Source organism: Rhodopseudomonas sp. P2A-2r (assembly GCF_026015985.1).
Taxonomy (GTDB): Bacteria; Pseudomonadota; Alphaproteobacteria; order Rhizobiales; family Xanthobacteraceae; genus Tardiphaga.
The window spans coordinates 1597770-1616697 of sequence record NZ_CP110389.1 but is presented as its reverse complement, the minus strand read 5'-3'; the positions used below and the strand labels follow the sequence as shown (position 1 = coordinate 1616697).

Genomic DNA, 18928 nt, shown 5'->3' with positions numbered 1-18928 from the left:
GGAATTGCCACCCGGAAGGCATCACGATGTCGTCGCGGGTCGAACGGGCTCTCCCAGCGTCGGCCGACCGGCCATCAAGGCGCTATTCTGTGCGCATTGCCGATTGATTCATCGCCAGCGACGCGCTCAGGCGCGGCCGGCAATGACCATGGTGTTCAGATCGTCGGGTTGCTTGGGCCCCGCCGCATCCGCCAGCGATGCGTGCAACGCCTCGATGTCCTTCGCCGGCAGCGGGCGCCAGCCGCACGGGCACTGGCCGTCCAGATGGGCACCGACGACCTCGCGATAGGTGGCGCCGAGCGCCGACGCCAGCATCCGCATCACCTCCACCGACGGCAGCCGCGACTGCGCCAGCACGCGGCAGAACGTCGCCAGCACGGTCTGGTCGATATAGGCCCGCGCCGATTCCGCGTCGGTGACATCGGCAACTTCAACCCGCTGCATCGCCATTCGCATGTCCTTTGCCGGAGTGACCGGGCCGGTCAGGCCCTGCGAATGTGTAGGACCGCCGTCGGCGGCTCTCAATACATATCGGCATGCACGCTTTAGAAATGCTCAAGCCTCATGGATTTTGAACGGCTCCAAACACCCGGCTGGCCAGCACGTCGGATGTTTCGATCGACATGATGTCGTCGACGTTCAGTGTCCGATCGAGATCGGCGACGAGGCGGCTGGCCTGGCGCAGCCGGATGCGATCCAGTGCGTTGCGGATCGAGCGCGCATTGGAAAAAGAGGCTGCGTCTTGCGCAGTTCGATGTAGCGCTCGAATGCCGCGCGGGATTCGGGCGTGAAGGTGTAGTTCATGTCACTGAGCATCAGCTCGGAAATGGTCAGCAGTTCGGCGTCGGAATAGTCCGGAAAGTCGATATGATGGGCAATGCGCGAACGAAAGCCGGGATTGCTGGCAAAGAACTTGTCCATGCGGTCGCCATAGCCGGCGAGGATCACCACCAGGTCTTCGCGCTGCGATTCCATCACCTGCAGCAGGATCTCGATCGCTTCCTGGCCATAGTCGCGCTCGTTGTCCGGCCGGTGCAGATAATAGGCCTCGTCGATGAACAGCACGCCGCCCATCGCCTTCTTCAGGATCTCCTTGGTCTTCGGCGCGGTGTGGCCGATATATTGTCCCACCAGCTCGTCGCGCGTCACCGAGACCACCTGGCCGCGCCGGACGAAGCCGAGGCGGTGCAGGATGCTGGCGATGCGCAGCGCCACCGTGGTCTTGCCGGTGCCCGGGTTGCCGGTGAACGACATGTGCAGCGTCGGTACCTCCGACGTGAGATTCATGCGTTTGCGGATCCGCTCAATCAGCAGCAGCGAAGAAATCTCCCGGATCCGGGTCTTGACCGGCTTCAGCCCGACCAGCTCGCGATCGAGCTGGTCCAGGATTTCGCCGATCCCGACCGCGCTGAACTCGGCGCGCAGATCGATCCGCTCGGGAGCGGACTGGTCTGCCGCCTCCGCCATCGCCGGCGTGCTCATGAACCACCGTAGCGGCTGCCCTCGGGACGATCGACGGCATAGGATCTGGTGGTGTAGCGGACGTTGCGGCCGCCCACTTCCTGGCGTTCGAGGTGGAAGCCGGGCTCGATCTTCGGCCGGTTGACGATGAAGGACAGCCTCACCGATTCCCAGCCGTGGCTGCTATCCGTGGCCGACAGCCGGATGTAGCGGTCGCCATAGACTTTGCGACATTCGGTGAGTTCCATCATCACGCCGGCGGCATCGCGCAGGTCGAACATCGGCAGGCCCCACATATCCCAATAGGTGTTGCGGGGATGTGGGTCGTCGGTGAATTCAAGGTTCACCGCCCAGCCGTTATCCAGACAGTACTGCACCTGGCTGGTGATCTGCTCGTCGGTAAGGTCGGGCAGGAACGAGAAGCATCCTTGGGTGACGCGCATGATGGCCTCCTTATGCGGAAACGCTGGCGGTGGGGACGAAGTCGGGCGTGTCGGTGGATTCGTAGTTGAAGGTGACGTTCTTCCACACCTCCAGAGCCTGCTTCAGCGGCGTGCAGGTCTGCGCCGCCTTGGCGAGAATTTCGGGCCCCTCGTGCAGATAGTCGCGGCCCTCGTTGCGGGCGAGAATCATCGCTTCCAGCGCAACGCGGTTGGCGGTTGCACCGGCCTGGATGCCCTGCGGATGGCCGATGGTGCCGCCGCCGAACTGCAACACCACGTCCTCGCCGAGATGATCGAGCAGCTGATGCATCTGCCCGGCATGGATGCCGCCGGACGCCACCGGCATCAGCTTGTTGAGGCTCGCCCAGTCCTGATCGAAGAACACGCCGTGCTCGAGCTGCATGCGGTTATGGTCTTCGCGGCAGATGTCGTAATAGCCACGCGTCGTCGCCGGATCTCCTCCAGCTTGCCGACCACAGTGCCGGCATGGATGTGATCGACGCCGGCCAGCCGCATCCATTTGGCGATGACGCGGAACGAGACGCCATGACTGCGCTGCCGCGTATAGGTCGAGTGGCCTGCCCTGTGCAAATGCAGGATCATGTCGTTGCGGCGCGCCCATTTGGCCATGGACTGGATGGCGGTGTAGCCGATCACCAGATCGATCATGACGATCACCGAGCCCAGTTCCTTGGCGAGTTCGGCGCGCTCGTACATGTCCTCCATGGTTGCGGCGGTGACGTTGAGGTAGGTACCCTTGACCTCGCCGGTCGCCGCCTGCGCGCGGTTGACCGCCTCCATGCAATACAGGAAGCGGTCGCGCCAGTGCATGAACGGCTGCGAATTGATGTTCTCGTCGTCCTTGCAGAAGTCGAGGCCGCCCTTCAGCGCTTCATAGACCACGCGGCCGTAATTGCGACCGGACAGGCCGAGCTTCGGCTTCACCGTGGCGCCAAGCAGGGGGCGCCCGAACTTGTCGAGCCGCTCGCGCTCAACCACGATGCCGGTGGCCGGCCCCTGAAAGGTTTTCACATAGGCGATCGGCAGGCGCATATCCTCAAGGCGCAAGGCCTTGAGCGGCTTGAAGCCGAACACGTTGCCGATGATCGACGCCGTCAGATTAGCGATCGAGCCGGACTCGAACAGGTCGAGGTCGTAGGCGATGTAGGCAAAGTATTGTCCCGGTGAGTTCGGCACCGGATCGACGCGGTAGCATTTCGCGCGGTATTTTTCAGCGGCCGTGAGACGGTCGGTCCACACCACCGTCCAGGTCGCCGTGGAGGATTCGCCGGCCACTGCGGCACAGGCCTCGATTGGATCGACGCCGTCCTGCGGCGTGACGCGAAACAGCGCGATGATGTCGGTGTCCTTGGGCGTGTAGTCGGGCTCCCAGTAGCCCATCTTCTTGTATTCCATGACACCGGATACGTAGCGATCCTTGCCGCGGATGGTGATCGAAGCGTGCTCGTTCATGGTGGCCTCCTTGTTGTGGGACCGGGCGTTACCGGATGGAAGAATTTCTGTTCACGCGGCGGCTTGCGCGATGGCGCCGGTCTTGGGGTCGAGCGCGCCGCTGCGATAGCGCTTGGCCATTTCGGCCAGCGGGATCACCCTGATCTTCGCGGCGTGGCCGGCGGTGCCGAACTGTTCGAAACGCTCGCGGCACAGGTCGCGCATCGCGTCCATCGCCGGTTTCAGGAATTTGCGCGGATCGAACTCGCTCCTGTTCGAGGTGGCGACCTTGCGGAAGACCGCGGTCATCGCCAGGCGGCAATCGGTATCGATATTGACCTTGCGCACGCCATGCCTGATACCGCGGATGATCTCATCAACCGGAACGCCCCAGGTCTGAGGCATCTCGCCGCCGAATGCGTTGAACATGTCCTGCAGCGGCTGCGGCACCGAGGACGAGCCGTGCATCACCAGATGGGTATCGGGCAGCCGGCGGTGGATTTCCTCGACCACATTCATCGCCAGAATATCGCCGTCGGGTTTTCGCGAGAACTTGTAGGCGCCGTGCGAGGTGCCCATGGCGATCGCCAGCGCATCGACCTTGGTGGCGCGGACGAAGTCGACGGCCTGGTCGGGATCGGTCAGCAGTTGATCGTGACTGACCTTGCCCTCGACGCCATGGCCATCCTCCTGCTCACCGCCACCGTGCTCCAGCGAGCCGAGCACGCCGAGTTCGCCCTCGACCGAAGCACCGATCCAATGCGCCACCTCCACCACGCGGCGGGTGATGTCCACGTTGTAGTCATAGTCCGCCGCCGTCTTGGCGTCGGCCTTCAGCGAACCGTCCATCATCACCGAGGTGAAGCCATGTTTGATGGCGGTAGCGCAGGTGGATTCCTCGTTGCCGTGGTCCTGATGCAGGCACAGCGGGATCTGCGGGTAGATCTCCTCCAGCGCATCGATCATCCGGGCCAGCATGATGTCGTTGGCGTAGGAGCGCGCACCGCGCGAGGCCTGGATGATGACCGGCGCGTCGACCGCCGCGGCGGCCTCCATGATCGCCAGCCCCTGCTCCATGTTGTTGATGTTGAAGGCTGGCACGCCATATCCGTGTTCGGCGGCGTGATCGAGCAATTGCCTCAATGTAATGCGTGCCATGGGTCCTCCGTTGCGTTCTGCGATTTCCGAAATTCACTCGGCGGCGACGAGGCGCGCGCGGGCGATACCCCGCATCGCCGCCGTTGCCACCGCCTCGGCGGTGATGCCGAAGGCGCGATAGAGTTCGTCGGCTGGCGCCGATGCGCCGAAGCCGGTCATCCCGACGAATTCGCCGGAGTCACCGAGCCAACGCGCCCAGTCGCCCTCGATCGCGGCTTCGACGCCGACGCGCGGCGCGCGGCCCAGCACCTCCGCGCGATAGTCGGCGGGCTGCAGCCGGAACAGATCGAAACAGGGCGCCGACACAACCGCGGCGCGGATGTCGTCTTCCGCCAGCAGTCTTGCCGCGGCCAGTGCGATCGACACCTCGGAGCCGGTTGCGATCAAAGTGACGTCGCGACCGCCGTCCGGCTCGACGACCACATAGGCGCCACGCGCCACCATGTTGGTGGCGTCAACGGCATCGCGGAACACCGGCAGCGCCTGCCGCGACAGGCACAGTACTGACGGCGCATGCGGCGTCCGCAACGCGCAGTCCCAAGCCTCGGCGGTCTCGACGGCATCGCCTGGGCGGAAGACCAGCAGGTTCGGAATTGCGCGCAGGCTCGCCAGATGCTCGACCGGCTGGTGGGTCGGTCCATCCTCGCCGAGGCCGATCGAATCATGGGTCATCACGTGAATGACGCGGATGCCCATCAGTGCCGCCAGCCGGATCGCGGGGCGGCTGTAGTCGGCAAAGCACAGGAAGGTGCCGCCGTAGGGAATGAAGCCGCCATGCAGCGCGACGCCGTTCATGGCCGTCGCCATGGCATGCTCGCGCACGCCGTAATGCACATAGCTGCCATCGAGGGCATCGTGCTGGACTGGCGTCTGTGCCTTGGCGCGGGTCAGGTTGGAGTGGGTGAGGTCGGCCGAGCCGCCGAGCAGGTTCGGCAACGCCGCGGCAACAACGTCGATCACCATCTGCGACGCCTGCCGTGTTGCGATCTTCGGCTGCTGCTGCGCGAATTGCGTGCGCAGGGTCATCATCGCGGCGTCATAGTCGGCGGACAGCGCGCCATTCAACGCGGCCTGCAGCCGGTTCCGCACGGCGCCATCGACACGTGCGACGCGGCCGGTCCATTCGGCATGAGCCGCCTGCCCGCGCGTGCCGATCGCGCGCCATTGCCGCGCCAACGCATCGGGAACCTGAAACGGCGCATGGGGCCAGTTCAGCGCCGCGCGCGTCGCCGCGATTTCCTCGGCACCCAGCGGCGCGCCATGCGCCTTCTCGCTGCCCTGCCGGTTCGGCGAACCGAAGCCGATCACGGTTCGGCAGGCGATCAGAGATGGCCGGTCGCTGTCGCGCGCCCCTGCGATCGCCGCGGCGACTGCCTCGGGATCATGGCCGTCGACGCGACAGGCCGACCAACCCGAGGCCGCGAAACGCGCCAGCTGGTCGTCCGAGCACGTCAGCGAGGTCGCTCCGTCGATCGAGATCTGGTTGTCGTCGAACAGCACGATCAGGCGGGCGAGGCGCAGATGCCCGGCCAGCGAAATCGCCTCTTGGCTGAGGCCTTCCATCAGGCAGCCGTCGCCGGCGATCACATAAGTGTAGTGGTCGACGAGATCGTCGCCGAAGCGGGCATTCATCAGGCGTTCGGCCAGCGCCATGCCGACCGCGGTGGCGATGCCCTGACCGAGCGGACCTGTGGTGGTCTCGACGCCGGCGGTGTGGCCGTATTCGGGATGGCCGGGCGTCTTCGAGCCGGCCTGCCGGAACGACTTGAGCTCGTCGCGCGTCATCTCCGCCGAGCCGGTCAGGTGCAACAGCGCATAGAGCAGCATCGAGCCGTGTCCGGCCGACAGCACGAAGCGATCGCGGTCGGGCCACGAGGGATCGGCGGCATCGAATTTGAGGAAGTGCGAGAACAGAACGGTGGCGACATCAGCCATGCCCATCGGCATGCCGGGGTGGCCCGACCTGGCCTTCTCCACCGCATCGATGGCGAGAAAACGGATCGCATTGGCCATGTCCGCATGCGGGACGCTCGCCTGATCGATCTGGGGAGCCGGAGTCTGGATATTCATACCGTGCGCCTCTTGCGTTCCATCAATTGGAGGATCAGCGGGGTTAGGATGAGCTGCATCGCCAGATCGAGCTTGGCGCCGTGGATCACGATCGAATTGGCGCGCGACATGAAGCTGTTGGGGATCATCGACAGCAGATAGGGAAAATCGATGCCGCGCGGATTCTTCAGCCGGATCACCACCATCGATTCGTCGGGCGTCGGGATCCAGCGCGCGATGAAGGGGTTCGAGGTGTCGACGGTCGGCACGCGCTGGAAGTTGATGTCGGTCTCGGCGAATTGCGGACAGATGTAGTTCACGTAGTCCGGCATCCGGCGCAGGATGGTGTCGGTCACCGCCTCCTGGGTGTAGCCGCGATCGCCGCGGTCGCGGTGCAGCTTCTGGATCCATTCCAGATTGATCACCGGCACGACGCCGATCTTGAGGTCGGCATGCTGAGCGATGTTGACCTTGTCGGTCACCACGGCGCCATGCAGCCCCTCGTAGAACAGCAGATCCGAGCCTTCCGGCAGCGGTCCCCAGTCGGTGAAGGTGCCGGGGGCCGCGCCATAGAGCTTCGCTTCGTCATCATCATGGACGTAATGCCGCGTGGTGCCGGTGCCGGACTCGCCATAGTCGCGGAACACCTTCTCCAGTTCCTCGAACAGGTTGGTCTCGGGGCTGAAGTGGCTGAAATGCTTGTTGCCCCGCTCGCCTTCCTCGAAAATCTTGCTGCGCATCTCGGCGCGGTTGTAGCGATGGAAGGCGTCGCCCTCGATATACGCCGCGCTGACGCGTTCGCGACGAAAGATGTTCTCGAACGTCTTCTTCACCGAGGTTGTGCCGGCGCCGGACGAGCCGGTGATCGAAATGATCGGATAGCTGCGTGACATGTGATCGTTCCCGCTCAGCGAAACAGGCCACGCCGCGCGAACAGCGGTGCGTCGCTATTGTCGAACATCGGCTCGATGCCCTCGTGGATGGCAACGACGTCGCGCACGCCGCGCGTCGAGCCCATGATCAACGGCACCCGCTGATGCGGCGACTTTGCTGCGAGTTCGAGAATCCGCCGGCGTCCTGTGGTCGCGGCACCTCCGGCCCATTCCATCACCAGTGCCATCGGATGGGCTTCGTAGAGCAGCCGCAGCCGGCCCTCGCGATAGCCCGGGCGCGCATCGGCCGGATAGAGGAACACTCCGCCGCGCGTCAGGATGCGGAGGGACTCCGCGACCAGCGAACCGATCCAGCGCATGTTGAAATCCGTGCCGCGATCGCCGGTGGTACCCGCGAGACATTCGTCGATATAGGCGCGCACCGGACCGTGCCAGTGCCGACGGTTGGAGGCATTGATGGCGAATTCCGGCGTGTCGGGCGCGATCCGCGCATCGCGCTGGATCAGGACGAATTGCTGGGTGCGGCGGTCGATAATGAAGATGTCGACGCGGCCATCGAGCGCCAGGACCAGCGTCGTCTGCGGCCCATAGACCACGAAACCGGCGGCACATTGCGCTGTGCCGGGCTCGAAGAAGGTCGAGAGCACATCGTTGCCGCGGCGGCGGATCGAGAAGATGGTGCCGACCGAAATGTTGTTGGCGAGATTGGCGGAGCCGTCGAGCGGATCGATCGCGACGCACAGCGGCGCGTCGGCATCGAGCAGTTCCGGCATCGCCAGCTCCTCGGACAATACGGCGGCGACCGGACAGGCCCGCAGCGCGCGGCGCATCATTTGGTCGGCGGCAAGATCGATGTCCTTCTGCCGATCGCCGTCCGAATTGACATCGCCATCTGCGCCGGTGATGCCGGCAAGCGGCCCGTCGGCAATCAGCGCGGCTAGGTCGACGGCGGAGCCAGCAATCGCTGCGATCACCGTCGCCACCGCGGCACCGTCCGGCATGCGCAAGACCGCATCCGCGAGATAGCAACGCAAGGTCATGCGCGAGTCCATGATCGTTCCCTGTCTGCCCTCTGCGGGGCGTCATCCCTGCGCGATCAATCGACCGTCGAGACGCACAACAGCGCAATCCGTTAAATTAGGGAAATTTCGTTATCTTTGATCTGGTCAAAGTATTTCTTATGGACTGCGAGGGTGCGCAACCGACCTGGAATGGGGCAAACACAGGGAAGCCGAAATCGCCACCGTTGCGGCTTCACCGACGTCGGCATCCACCTGCAGCGTGCCGCGAAGCGGTCACGACGGCGCGCAACGCCCTCAATGCAGGGCTCAACTCTACTACTACAGGATTGCGACTAGTGTTGCGCGCAGGCGGGTGTCACCTGGAAGGTGTCTGCGCGCCAGCTCGGCAACGGACCTGAGCGGGCAATTCTGCGTCACTCGGTCGCCCGGACTCTCTCAGACACCGGACTGGCTGCAGCGCGGCGCGGGATCGAGATGCAGTTGCTGGATGCGCTGCACCTTGTCGATCGAGCCCATGATCAGCGGCACACGCTGGTGGATTGCCGAGGGCGCGAGGTCGAGAATGCGCTCGCGGCCTGTGGTGGCGCCACCACCGGCCTGTTCCATGATGAAGGCCATGGGATGCGCCTCGTACAGCAGCCGCAACCGGCCGTCGGCGTAACCGTCGCGCGCGTCGGACGGATACAGGAACACACCGCCGCGGATCAGGATGCGATAGGCCTCCGCCACCAGCGACGCGATCCAGCGCATGTTGAAGTTCTTGCTGCGCGGCCCGTCGGTGCCGGCCAGGCATTCCTCGACGAAATCGCGCACCGGCTGTTCCCAGTGACGGTGGTTCGAGGCATTGATGGCGAATTCGGCGCGCTCGACCGGAATCTGCACGCGCCGCCGGATCAGCCTGTAGGAGCGCTTGGCGCGATCGAGCGTAAAGATATCGACGCCGTCGCCAAGCGTCAGCACCATGGATGTCTGCGGGCCATAGACCACGAAGCCGGCGGCGAGTTGGGCGCTGCCTTTTGCAGAGAACGGTGCATCGCCCGATGATGCCGGCATGATCGAAAAGATCGTGCCGACGGTCATGTTGGTCTCAATGTTCGACGAACCATCGAGCGGGTCATAGGCGATCGAAATCGGCGCCGACACGTCGCCCGGTTCCGGCGCTTCGGCCTCTTCCGAGGCCAACGCCGCGCAGGGCACCGCGGCGAGCGCACGGCGAATGATCTGGTCGGCGCGGACGTCGAGGTCCTTCTGAACGTCGCCGTCGGCGTTGATGGCGCCATGCGCCTGCCCGGTGATCCCGGCCAGCGGACCGCGGCCGATCAGTTCGGAGATCTCGATCGAGGCAGCCGCAAACGCGTCCACCGCAGCGGCCACTGCGAGACGCAGCGAATCCTGCCCGGCATAGGCGCTGGTGTGCCGAAGCAGCGTCGTCTCATCGATCATCTTGGTCTCCCGAATGCATCGTGCCTCTTTTGGCACGCAGCGGCTGCTGCATAGGCGCGGCCTGGGGCTGTCGCGCCGGTTGCCCACAGATATTGACCGCCGCGTCGAAATAAGTGAATTTGCGACTTCCGCTCATGTACAGAAGAAAACGTTATAATGACGGAGCGCTTTCGCGACATCTCGATCCGGCAGCTGCGCGCGCTGGCCGCCGTCGCCGCCAGCGGCAGCATCACCGCTGCAGCGGGCAGACTGCACCTGACGCAGCCGGCGGTGACGCTGCAGCTGCGCAACCTGCAGGCGCTGGCCGGGCTGCCGCTGATCCAGCGCAGCAGCGACGGCATGCTTCTGACCGATGCCGGCCGTGAGGTGCTGGCGCTGGCCGAGCGTATCGAGGCGGCGATGGCTGCCTGTGCCACATCGCTGGAGATGATGGCCGGCGTCACCGCCGGACGGATTTCCGTCGGCGCGGTCTCGACCGCAAAATACTTCGTTCCGTTCGCGATCTCCGGGTTCCAGAAGCTGCATCCGAAGGTCGAGATCACCCTGACCATCGGCAATCGCAAGGAGATCGGCGCGGCCTTGCGCGGCTACGATCTCGACATCGCGATCATGGGCCGCCCGCCGGTGGACATCGAGATGGACGTGCACCTGATCGGCGATCATCCCCATGTCATCATCGCGCCGACCAAGCACCGGCTGGCGCGCAAGGCGCAGCTCGCGCCGAGCGATCTCGCCAGCGAGACGTTCCTGACCCGCGAACCCGGCTCCGGCACCCGCGGCCTGATGGAACAGCTGTTCGAATCCGCCCGCATCCGTCCGCCGCTCGGCATGGAGATGAGCAGCAACGAGACCATCAAGCAGGCCGTCATCGCCGGACTCGGCATCGCCTTCATCTCGGCGCATACGGTAGCCACCGAACTCGACGAACGCCGGCTGGTGGCGCTGGACGTGACCGGCCTGCCGGTGATCCGGCAATGGTTTGTGGTCAACCGCAAGGACAAGGTGCTGCTGCCGCCGGCGCTGGCGATGCGCGACTTCCTCGGCGCCAGCGGTGCGCAATTCCTGCCGCGCACCCACAACCGGCTACGGCTGACCCGGGCGACGGTCGGCGGCGACCCACGACCCTAGAGGTCGAGGCGCCGCGAGCGGCAACCGCCGTGGCGTCCTGCGACGATATCTATATGGTGACGCGACAACCAAGTGACGGCGTGGACAATGCGACGCCCCGGGAGACGCCATGACGGGAACGACGACCGCAAGCGATATATCAAGCGTGGTGAACGCGCTCTATTTCAGCACCAAAACCCTGCATGCCGAGGCCGAACGATCTGGCATCATTCGCGAACTGTTGCGCGGACAGGCCAGCCGCTCGGACTACATCCTGCTGCAGCGCAATCTGCTGCCGGCCTACCGGGCTCTGGAAAGCGGCCTTGAACGGCACCGCGACAAGGCGGCTCTCGGCGAACTCGCGGCCTATGGACTGGACCGCGCGACCGCGCTCGAAGCCGATCTCAACGCGCTTTGCCATGGCGACTTCTCCACTGTCCCGCTGCTACCGGAAGGCAAGGCCTATGCGGAGCGCATCGCCGCCTGCGCCGAAGGCGACGGGGCTAGGCTGATCGCGCACGCCTATACGCGCTACCTCGGCGATCTCAGCGGCGGCCAGATTCTCAAGCGACTCCTTGCCGCATCGCCGGGTCTGCAGCCGCCCGAACTGTCGTTCTACGACTTCCCGGCCTATCCGGACCTCGACGGGCTGAAGAGCGACTACCGCAACGCCATCGACCGCGCTGGCAGCCTGGCTGACAGCCCGCAACGGATCGTCGACGAAGGCGCGGCTGCATTCACGCTCAACATCGAACTGTCCTGCGCGGTCAAGCTGGCGCGCCCGCCGTCAGCCCCGACGGCTTGATAGCTGCCGGGTCCGTATCAGCCAAACGGCGCGTTGAGACGAACCACGGTGAAGTTCAGGAACGCAGCGAAGGAAACCCACAGGAGATACGGCAGCAGGCAGAGGCCTGCCACCCGCGACAGGCGCCATGTCACGATCATCGGCAGCACAATGGACAGCCACAGGAATCCGACCTCCCACAAGGCCCAGTCCGGCCGCCGCAGGGCAAAGAACAGCGCGCTCCACAGCACGTTCAGACATGCGTTGAGCACGAACAGGACGATCACCTGGCGCTGCGTCGCGGCATCGGTCGCGTTGCGCCAGGCCAATGTCGCCGAGATGACCGCCAGCACGAATATCGTCGTCCACGTTGGACCGAACAGCCAGTTCGGCGGCTGCCACGATGGCTTGCGGAGATTTTGATACCAAGGGCCGACATCGGTCAGCAGGCCACCAATCGTTATAACCATGACGGCAACAACCGTGGCGACCAGCGCCGGTTTCCAGACACTGCGTCGTTCCGGGGCGGGACCGCGATCGCTCATGACCAGCTCACCAGAGGCGGCATCGAACTCAGGATGGTCTCGATATTGCCGCCGGTTTGCAGGCCGAACATGGTGCCCTTGTCATACAGCAGGTTGAATTCGACATAGAGGCCGCGGCAGGCAAGCTGCTGTTCGCGCTCGGCGTCGGTCCATGGTTCCAGCATGCGGGCGCGCACGATCCTTGGATAGACATCCAGAAAGGCGTCGCCGACATCGCGCGTGAAGGCAAAATCCTTGTCGAAATCGCCGGTGTTGAGATGATCGTAAAAGATTCCGCCGACACCCCGTGCCTGACCGCGATGCGGCAGGAAGAAGTACGTATCCGCCCACGCCTTAAACTTCTCGTAGTAAGCGGGGTCGTGGGCATCGCAGGCCCGCCGCATCGCAGCGTGGAAGGTCTGCGCGTCGAGCGCATCGTCGCGCCGCTGCTCCGGCAGCATGGGCGTGAGATCCGCGCCGCCGCCAAACCAGCTCTGTGCGGTGGAGAGGAAACGCGTGTTCATGTGCACGGTCGGCACCCGCGGGCTGCGCGGATGCATGATCAGGCTGATGCTGGTGGAGACATAGTCCAGCTGCGTACCTTCACCGGGGAGCTTCTGGGCCATCTCCGGCGACAGCCTGCCATTGGCCGACGAGGTGTGGATGCCGATCTTCTCGAACAGCCGCCCGCCGCTGAGGAAACCGCCCGTCCCGCCGCCGGTCCCGGTCGCCCGCGTCCAGGGCTTGTAGGTGAAGGTGGCAGGCGCGCCCGAAAACAGTTCCGGCGGCGCCTCGCGCTCCAGCGCTTCGACCTCGGCGCAGATCCGGTCGCGCAGGGATTCAAACCAGACTTTTGCTCGGGCGCGTCGTTGTTCGGCGACGCCGGAGTTTTCTGAATCAAGGGTCATGTCGGTCATCGCCAGTTGGTTCGGTACAGGCCGGCCGGGCTCGCCGCCACGCCATAACGCAAGGCTTTATCGGATTTTTGAGATAAAACAAAGGTTTGCCATGCCGATAGCCTTCGGATTGCCGCGCTTGCGGATCTCGCCAACGGTCCGGCAGCAGTGTATCAGAGCAACACGCGCACTTCGCGATCAACCACGGAAGCCCCGCTTGAACCAGTCCCTCACCAACAAGCCGTTTCTCGACGTCCTCGCCGGCCAGCGTCAGGCCGTGCCGCCGCTGTGGATGATGCGACAAGCCGGTCGCTATCTGCCGGAATATCGCGAGGTCCGCGCTAAGGCGGGCGGCTTCCTCGACCTGTGCTTCAATCCGGATTTCGCCGCCGAGGTCACGCTGCAGCCGATCCGGCGCTTCGGCTTCGACGCCGCGATCATCTTCTCCGACATTCTGGTCATCCCCCATGCGCTCGGTCGCGCCGTGCGCTTCGAGGTTGGCGAAGGCCCGCGGCTCGATCCACTCGACACGCCGGACAAGGTCACCACGCTGGCGCGCGAGGCCGACTTCAGCAAGTTGGAGCCGGTATTCGAGGCGCTGCGCCGGGTGCGCGTTGAACTCGATTCCAGGATTGCGCTGATCGGCTTTTGCGGCGCGCCGTGGACGGTGGCGACCTACATGGTGGCCGGTCAGGGCACGCCCGACCAGGCACCGGCGCGGATGATGGCCTATCGCCATCCCGACGCCTTTGCCGCCATCATCGACACCATCGTCGAGAACTCGATCGAATATCTGCTGCGCCAGTTGCAGGCCGGCGCCGACGTGCTGCAGATCTTCGACACTTGGGCCGGCGTGTTGCCGCCGCGCGAATTCCAGCGCTGGTCGGTGGAGCCGACCAAACGCATCGTCGATGGCGTGCGCGCCAAAGTGCCGGGCGCGAAGATCATCGGTTTTCCGCGCGGCGCCGGCGCGCAGTTGCCGAACTATGTGGCGACCACCGGCATCGACGGCGTCAGCATCGACTGGGCCGCCGAGCCGGCCTTCATCCGCGAGCGGGTGCAAAGCAAGGTTGCGGTACAGGGCAATCTCGACCCGCTGGTGCTGATCGCTGGCGGCGGCGCACTCGACCGCGCCGTTGACGACGTGCTGGCGAATTACGCGGCGGGCCGCCTGATTTTCAACCTCGGCCACGGCATCCAGCCGGAAACGCCGATCGCCCATGTCGAGCAGATGGTCAAGCGCGTGCGGGATTATCGCGGCTGAGCCAAACGGGCACGTTAGTTGCCTTCCCAATTCTCGGCAGGGACTGGATAGATGTCGAGGCCCCCCTGTTGCCGGTCGATCACGGCCGGACATGCGTACCGAGTCTTGGAGAATAGCGGCGATGTCGGACAACGTTACAAACAGCCACGCGGATGTCATCGTGTTGGGCGCCGGCATCGTCGGCGTATCTGCGGCCTATGCAGCGTTGCAGCGCGGACTGTCGGTCATGCTGATTGACCGGCGCGAGCCGGGCTCCGAGACGTCCTACGGCAATTCCGGGGTTCTCAGCAGCGGGTCGATCCTGCCCATCAACAAGCCGGCGCTCTGGAAAGCGCTGCCGAAATACCTGTTGAATCGCGACCCGGCGCTGCGCTGGGACCCGGCGTGGTCTGCGCGCAATGCGCCATGGCTCGCCCGTTTTCTCGCCAATGCAACTCCTTCGCGCACCAAACCGCGGGCGGATGCCCTGCACGGCCTGATCACGGCATCACTCAAGCTGCACAGGGAGTGGATCGTCACTGCGAATGCGGCACACCGCATCCGCGAGACCGGCTGGCTGAAGGCATGGCGAAGCGACGCCGTGGAGGCAGCAAAGGCCGAGCAGGCGTTCCTCGCCGAATACGGGATCGGCAGCGAAATTCTCGATCGCCAGGGCATTTCGGCGCTCGAGCCGAATATCCTGCCGGTCTACAAGACTGCACTTCTGCACACCGATACGGCATCCGTCGATTCACCCGCAGAACTGGTGAGGTCTTACGCGCGGATGTTTGCGGGATCGGGCGGCCAGATGCGTCAATCCGACATTCAGGCCGTCGTGCCGGACGGCGACGGCTGGCGCGTGATGCTGCCAAACGGCGCGCTCACCGCGCGTCACATCGTGGTGGCGCTGGGGCCGTGGTCCGCCGACCTGTTGCGGCCGCTCGGCTATCGGGTACCCATGGCGTTCGAGCGCGGCTACCATCAACATTTCAGGCCGAATGCCGCGCGTCCCCTGTTTCGCCCCATCCACGACCTCGAACACAGTTTCATCATGACGCCGATGGAGCAAGGCGTCCGCGTCACCACCGGCGTCGAGCTGACCGAGCGGGATGCGCCATCGTCGTTCGCTCAGCTCGATACCGTGGTGCCGCTGGCGCGCGGCGTCGCCGAATTCGGCGAGGCGGTCGACGAACCCTGGCGCGGGGCACGCCCGACTTTGCCCGACAGCCTGCCGATGATCGGAGCCGCACCACGGCATTCCGGCCTCTGGCTGTCGATCGGTCACCAGCATATCGGTCTCTCGACAGGGCCCGGCACAGGCGTCGCCATCGCGGCGATGATCGCCGGCGCGCCGCCGCCCTTCGACGTCAGCGCGTTCTCGCCCGGCCGCTACCTGTGATGCCCCAGCGACAGGCCGATGGCGGAGCTATTTTGCCGCCTGCTTGCCGTCGACGAAGCTCACCTCGACGCCCTTCTTCACCATGGCACCGAGGCGTTCGACGTCCCAGTTGGTAAGACGGACGCAGCCGTGGGAGTCGCTCTTGCTGACGCGTGAGGGATCGCCGGTGCCGTGGATGCCATAGCTCTGCTGTGACAGACCTATCCACATGCTGCCGACCGGATTGTTGGGGCCCGACCGGATGGTGAACGGCTTGGTGGACTCCACGCCTTTGAATTTGTACTTCGGATCGTAGCGATAGGTCGGATTGGCATCCACTGACACCACTTTCAACATTCCTGTCGGCGTGGGTTTTTCCTCGCTCCCGACGCTGGCCGGGTAGAATGCAAGCAACGCACCATCCTTGCCGAAAGCCTTCACCGTCTGCCTGACCTTGTCGACCTCGATGCGCGTCACTTTTTCCTTCGCTTTATCAGGCGGCAGGTTGACGATGACGATCCTGTCGCCGGCGCGGTCGAACTTCTGCTTCGGATTGAGTTCGGCCAGCAGTTCCTGGCTCATGTGGAAGCGCTCGCCGAGCGCTTCCTTCGCGCTGGTATAGCCCAGCCGCTTCAGCTCCTTCATGTCCTCCATCTTGACCGGCAACTTTTCGAGATATGGTCCGTTCACATCCCGGTCGGTGAGGACGTAGTCCGCCATAACGGGATCGGTCGCGACCTGCTGCAGGCGGGTCCAGATCTCCGGCGTCAGCACCTTGCCGGCAGTCATACCGTTGGCCTCGGTGAAGGCCTGCAGCGCCTTTTCCACATTGTCGCCGAAGCGGCCGTCGATCTCGCCCGGCGAGAAATGTGCGCGGTCGAGCAAGACCTGCACCTTGATCGCGAGCGGGCTGATCTTTTCTTCCACCGGAAACTTGCCGGCAAAGTTCGCGGCGTTGATGGTATCGGCATTCAATTCGGCCGCCACAGCCGGCAACGGTGCGAAGGCTGCCAGTCCGAGAATGATGATCCATTGTCGCATGGTGCCCTGCCGTTGCCGCGCGGCTCAAGCCGCGCAACTGACAAGCATCCCGGGGGCCCCGGGTTCCATGCGTCGTCTATCGACGTCCGCCTCTGCCGCTGCTGGCGGATCTCCGGTTGTCACCCAAGAATGTCCCGGATTAATCTCTCCCGCATTGCTGCTGTCAGGATTGGGGGCTGGGGTGATTGTTCGGCGCGCGGGCCAGCAGGCATTTCGACGGCATCGTCACGCCGGAGCGCGATCCGCGGCTGTGCTGCTCCTGTTCGGATCGTTGTCGCTGGCCGGTCCGGCACTGGGCAAGGACAGCAGCGACGACGAGGACGGCGCCGCAAAGCCACCCCGGGCAGTGCCCAATATCTATCTCGACCTCCAGACCTACTATACCACCCTGCCCTCCGGAGCGCTCGGCATCGGCTTCAGGAATTTCACGGCATTGCCGGCGCTGTCGTCACCAGCGAGCCAGACGGTCTCGGTGAACGCGCCGATCACGCTGGATCTCAACGACCGCGTCTCGGTCTATGGCGGCGTCAGCTCCAGCACCACGCGCACCGACGCGACGTCATGGACGTGGCTGACCGCGGACAGCTGGAACATCGGCTTTCAGGCCGACGTCATCCAGCAGAACGGCGGATCGATTCCGACCGTCACGCTGCAATCGACGCTGTCGCGGTCGATCGCATCCAGCGTGCTGGCGACCACCACCCTCACCAGCATCGTCGATTTCGACTATGCGCTCGACCCCGACGAGACCCGGGGACTGCTGGCCGGCGTGCGCTATGTCAGCGTCGCCGTCGACAGCGATCTTGCCCGGATCAAGCCGTCGATCATCGGCTATCTCGGCGGCTACTATCAGTGGCCGAGCAACTGGAAACTGTCCGGCCGGTTCGGCGTGCAATCCTTCGGCGGGGCGCAGATCCTGGCGCTGACGCCGTTCCAGCCGTTCACCCAGCCGATCGCCCGCTTCGATCTCGAGCGGCTGGATGACGATGACAACCGATTGTTCGGCCTCACGGCTGAAATATCCTGGGTGCCGAAGCCGGCCTACCAGCTGACGCTGCGGACGCCGCTCTATGCGGTCAAGAACTGAGCGGCGCCCGATGCGTCCTAGCTATCGATGATCGCCACCGCCCGGGTCCAGCCCGCCGATGCCTTCTCGATCTTCACCGGGAAGCACGACACGGTGAAGCCCGTGGACGGCAGCTCCTCGAGATTGTGCAGCTTCTCGATGTGGCAATAGCCGATGTGACGGCCGGCCTTGTGACCTTCCCAGATCAGGCTGGCATCGTGGGTCTCAGCGTATTTCTTGGCAGTGTGGACGAAAGGTGCGTCCCAGCTCCAGCCGTCGATACCGGTCAGGCGCACGCCGCGCTCCAGCAGATACATGGTGGCTTCGTAGCCCATGCCGCAGCCGGAGGTGACGTAGTCCTGCTGTCCGTATTTGGCGCCGGCCGAGGTATTGACCACCACGATTTCCAGCGGCTTCAGCGTGTGGCCGATGCGCTTCAGCTCGGCCTCGACATCGGCCGCATTGGCGACGTAGCCGTCGGGGAAATGCCGGAAGTCGAGCTTGACGCCAGGCTGCAGGCACCATTCCAGCGGCACTTCGTCGATAGTCCAGGAGCGTTCGCCGCGATTCATCGTCGGATGAAAATGCCAGGGCGCATCGAGATGGGTGCCGTTATGGGTCGAGAGCTTGACCATTTCCACGGCCCAGCCCTCGCCGTCCGGCAGGTCTTCCTTCTTCAGCCCGTCGAAGAACTGCAGCATGCGCGGCAGGCCCTGCTGGTGATCGATGTATTCGATCGCGGGACCATTGCCCGGCGGATCGGCGGGCACGTCGTTCTGCAAGGGCACGGAGATATCGATGAGGCGTCGGGCCATGGAGGTTCTTCCCTTTTGCTTTTCAAATTTTTGGCTTCGTGTCCCGGGCGCGGTGCAGCGCCATCGCCCAGCGATGGTGGTGCGCCGCAGACCCGGGACCCATACTTGTGTTAGCGGCTTGTGGGTCCGGATTTGCGGAGCGGCACGTCGCGC

Annotated in this window: 16 protein-coding genes and 2 pseudogenes; 5 read left to right on the top strand and 13 right to left on the bottom strand. The window is 64.5% G+C overall.

Annotation, left to right across the window (positions count from 1 at the left end):
- Window positions 1-126: 126 nt before the first annotated feature.
- From ONR75_RS07670 to ONR75_RS07630, 9 genes and pseudogenes are all read right to left on the bottom strand, one after another.
- Window positions 127-450 carry a hypothetical protein gene (locus tag ONR75_RS07670; RefSeq protein ID WP_265082075.1) on the bottom strand — a complete coding sequence of 108 codons (324 nt, stop codon included), beginning with the start codon at window positions 448-450 and terminating at the stop codon, window positions 127-129.
- Window positions 451-562: 112 nt separating this feature from the next.
- Window positions 563-1467 (bottom strand): annotated as a pseudogene (gene cbbX / locus ONR75_RS07665) (CbbX protein).
- Window positions 1468-1478: 11 nt separating this feature from the next.
- A complete protein-coding gene (locus ONR75_RS07660) occupies window positions 1479-1904 on the bottom strand; it encodes a ribulose bisphosphate carboxylase small subunit (protein ID WP_265082074.1) in 426 nt (141 codons plus the stop codon).
- A gap of 10 nt (window positions 1905-1914) precedes the next feature.
- A pseudogene (locus ONR75_RS07655) lies at window positions 1915-3377 on the bottom strand (form I ribulose bisphosphate carboxylase large subunit).
- A 51-nt stretch (window positions 3378-3428) separates the two neighbouring features.
- A complete protein-coding gene (gene fba / locus ONR75_RS07650; RefSeq protein ID WP_265082073.1) occupies window positions 3429-4514 on the bottom strand; it encodes a class II fructose-bisphosphate aldolase in 1086 nt (361 codons plus the stop codon).
- A gap of 33 nt (window positions 4515-4547) precedes the next feature.
- Complete coding sequence (gene tkt / locus ONR75_RS07645) at window positions 4548-6584, bottom strand: transketolase (RefSeq protein ID WP_265082072.1); 2037 nt, start codon at window positions 6582-6584, stop codon at window positions 4548-4550.
- Entirely contained in the window at window positions 6581-7456 is an 876-nt protein-coding gene (locus tag ONR75_RS07640) for a phosphoribulokinase (protein ID WP_265082071.1), read from the bottom strand. The genes tkt and ONR75_RS07640 overlap by 4 nt, the downstream gene beginning before the upstream one ends.
- A 14-nt stretch (window positions 7457-7470) precedes the next feature.
- Window positions 7471-8508, bottom strand: a complete 1038-nt coding sequence (locus tag ONR75_RS07635) for a class 1 fructose-bisphosphatase (protein ID WP_413776448.1) — start codon at window positions 8506-8508, stop codon at window positions 7471-7473.
- Between the two features lie 405 nt (window positions 8509-8913).
- The gene (locus tag ONR75_RS07630; RefSeq protein WP_265082070.1) at window positions 8914-9921 is read right to left on the bottom strand and encodes a class 1 fructose-bisphosphatase; all 1008 of its coding nucleotides are present in this window, start codon (window positions 9919-9921) and stop codon (window positions 8914-8916) included.
- A 156-nt stretch (window positions 9922-10077) separates the two neighbouring features.
- Here ONR75_RS07630 and ONR75_RS07625 point away from each other — a divergent pair, with 156 nt between their 5' ends.
- Both ONR75_RS07625 and ONR75_RS07620 read left to right on the top strand, forming a co-directional pair.
- Entirely contained in the window at window positions 10078-11049 is a 972-nt protein-coding gene (locus ONR75_RS07625) for a LysR family transcriptional regulator (protein ID WP_265082069.1), read from the top strand.
- 109 nt (window positions 11050-11158) lie between these two features.
- On the top strand, window positions 11159-11833 hold the full coding sequence (locus tag ONR75_RS07620) for a heme oxygenase (biliverdin-producing) (protein ID WP_265082068.1): 675 nt from the start codon (window positions 11159-11161) through the stop codon (window positions 11831-11833).
- 17 nt (window positions 11834-11850) lie between these two features.
- Here the strand turns inward: ONR75_RS07620 and ONR75_RS07615 are convergent, their stop codons facing one another.
- Window positions 11851-12357: a TspO/MBR family protein gene (locus ONR75_RS07615; RefSeq protein ID WP_265082067.1), complete on the bottom strand. Its 507-nt coding sequence runs from the start codon at window positions 12355-12357 to the stop codon at window positions 11851-11853.
- Window positions 12354-13244, bottom strand: coding sequence for an oxygen-dependent coproporphyrinogen oxidase (gene hemF / locus ONR75_RS07610; protein ID WP_265082066.1), 891 nt, complete (start codon window positions 13242-13244; stop codon window positions 12354-12356). The genes ONR75_RS07615 and hemF overlap by 4 nt, the downstream gene beginning before the upstream one ends.
- 205 nt (window positions 13245-13449) lie before the next feature.
- Between hemF and hemE the strand changes: the two genes are divergently transcribed.
- Window positions 13450-14496, top strand: a complete 1047-nt coding sequence (gene hemE / locus ONR75_RS07605; RefSeq protein WP_265082065.1) for a uroporphyrinogen decarboxylase — start codon at window positions 13450-13452, stop codon at window positions 14494-14496.
- Between the two features lie 121 nt (window positions 14497-14617).
- Complete coding sequence (locus ONR75_RS07600) at window positions 14618-15874, top strand: NAD(P)/FAD-dependent oxidoreductase (protein WP_265082064.1); 1257 nt, start codon at window positions 14618-14620, stop codon at window positions 15872-15874.
- A gap of 27 nt (window positions 15875-15901) precedes the next feature.
- Here the strand turns inward: ONR75_RS07600 and ONR75_RS07595 are convergent, their stop codons facing one another.
- Entirely contained in the window at window positions 15902-16894 is a 993-nt protein-coding gene (locus tag ONR75_RS07595; RefSeq protein ID WP_265082063.1) for a L,D-transpeptidase family protein, read from the bottom strand.
- Window positions 16895-17144: 250 nt separating this feature from the next.
- Between ONR75_RS07595 and ONR75_RS07590 the strand changes: the two genes are divergently transcribed.
- The gene (locus ONR75_RS07590; protein ID WP_265082062.1) at window positions 17145-17981 is read left to right on the top strand and encodes a hypothetical protein; all 837 of its coding nucleotides are present in this window, start codon (window positions 17145-17147) and stop codon (window positions 17979-17981) included.
- 17 nt (window positions 17982-17998) lie between these two features.
- On the opposite strand, the gene ONR75_RS07585 is transcribed toward ONR75_RS07590, so the two are convergent.
- Window positions 17999-18775, bottom strand: coding sequence for a cyclase family protein (locus tag ONR75_RS07585; RefSeq protein WP_265082061.1), 777 nt, complete (start codon window positions 18773-18775; stop codon window positions 17999-18001).
- Window positions 18776-18928: the final 153 nt, after the last annotated feature.